Raw genomic sequence first — 1,663 nt, forward strand, 5'->3', positions numbered from 1 at the left:
CCTCCTATCCTCCCCCAAAGCGCAGCGCATGGGGGAGGGGGACCGCGAAGCGGTGGAGGGGCAAGCCTCAAGCGCCGGCGCCCGGGGTCGCCGCCTCCGTCCGCCGACCCCACAAGTCAGTCGACAGCCTCAAGATCAATGTGTGCTCGCGACCATTGCGGGCGTTGCCGGGATGTGTGTCATTGCATTTCAGGATTCGGGTAACGGCGTAGCGGGCCGCCTCGGTTCCGAGTTGCTTTGGCCGGTGGTGTTCGTTCCGTACGCCATGAGCATGTCCCGGGGAGGGGCGCACCATGTCTCGCATTGTCGCTATTGGCCTGACGGCCCTCATCCTCGCCGCCTGCGAGCCTGCGGATCAGACACCGACCGCCGAACCTCACGCGCCGGCGCAAGCTGCGGAGGCCCCGGCCCCGGCGCCGGTGGCGGCGAGCGCTCCCCAACGCTCCGCGCCGATGTCGTGGGAGGCCATGCAGAACCATTATCGGCAGATGGAGGTCGAGCCGACGGACCCCGTGGAAGCGCTGGAATTCCGTGCGGTCGTTTGTTCTCACTTCGCAGGCGAGATGGGCAGCGGAGATCCCGAGCGTGAGCAGTTTCTGAACGCGCAAATAGACAGGTATCGGTGCGAACCCCTGGTGGCCGAGGTGCGCGCCATGCGGGACGCCCGCTCCGACGCGCCCGCCGTCGCGGCCCGGCTCGATACCATTCTCGAAGGCATTCCCTATTAGGATCGCCTTTATCGACCAAGAACGCCCGCCGCCCGCGGGCGGCAGCGGCGCGCGCTAGTCGTCTTTCGGCGCCCACGCGCCCGCCGCATGGGCGGTCGCAACCGCGTCGATGATCGCCGGTGAGACGCCGAAACGGCGCATCTCGTCGGCGTTCAGGGTGGCCGGGTCGGCGCAGGCCTGGATCACGTGAGGAAACTCGGGGGCGACTGCCAGGCCGCCGGTCCGCGCGTCCAGCCAGAACTTGAAGCCGACGCCCTCCAGGGCCTCGGGCGTCCAGACGTCCGCGCACTGTTCCGCGAACTCTGCGTCGGCCGAGGCCGGCGCCTCGGCGCTGTACCAGCCGGACAGGACGCTCGAGGACAGGCCGGGCACATAGTCCGCTGGCAGACCAGTCGTGTCGCCGCGGGTCAGCTGCAGACCTGGCGCGGCCGTGACCCAGTCAACAGCCTGACCGGTCGCCAGGTCATAGGTGATGGCGGTCTGGTCGAAGCTGGGCCGGGCTGCGCCCTCGCAGAAATAGCCCTTGGCGATCCAGAAGCTGATGTAGCCGGGGCCCGTCATCGGCTGGCTGACGCCGCGCTCGAACCCGCCGCCGCCATCGCATCCATCCGCCCTGGCCGCCGCGTCGCGACGGTCTAGGTCGGCGTTGATCGCCGCGATGGCCGCGCCCTCGCCGACCAGTCGCGGCAGGGCCCCGACGCCCTCCTCCAGATCCGGGCGCGGCTCGAAGGTCACAGCCCCGGCCTCTTGTGCGGTCGAAGCCGGACTGCAGGCCGTCGCGCCGATCAACAGCGCAGCGAGGGTGGTGCAAGTCATCATCTTCATCGTCAGTAGTTCCTGAGAAGTGGCGCTTGTTTCAGTTCGGGTCTGGCCCCGGCCAACCGGGCCGTTTCGGCCTAGAACAAATCCCCCTGATCCGCCTTCGCCGCGGGTTT

Annotated in this window: 2 protein-coding genes; one reads left to right on the forward strand and one right to left on the reverse strand. The window is 68.8% G+C overall.

Annotated features, from left to right (window positions below):
- The first annotated feature begins 293 nt into the window (after window positions 1-293).
- On the forward strand, window positions 294-728 hold the full coding sequence (locus C0461_RS14300; protein WP_292107966.1) for a hypothetical protein: 435 nt from the start codon (window positions 294-296) through the stop codon (window positions 726-728).
- Between the two features lie 54 nt (window positions 729-782).
- Here C0461_RS14300 and C0461_RS14305 read toward each other — a convergent pair whose 3' ends face one another.
- Window positions 783-1,553, reverse strand: a complete 771-nt coding sequence (locus tag C0461_RS14305; protein ID WP_292107968.1) for a hypothetical protein — start codon at window positions 1,551-1,553, stop codon at window positions 783-785.
- Window positions 1,554-1,663: the final 110 nt, after the last annotated feature.

This window comes from Brevundimonas sp. (assembly GCF_013823285.1).
In the GTDB taxonomy this organism is placed as follows: domain Bacteria; phylum Pseudomonadota; class Alphaproteobacteria; order Caulobacterales; family Caulobacteraceae; genus Brevundimonas.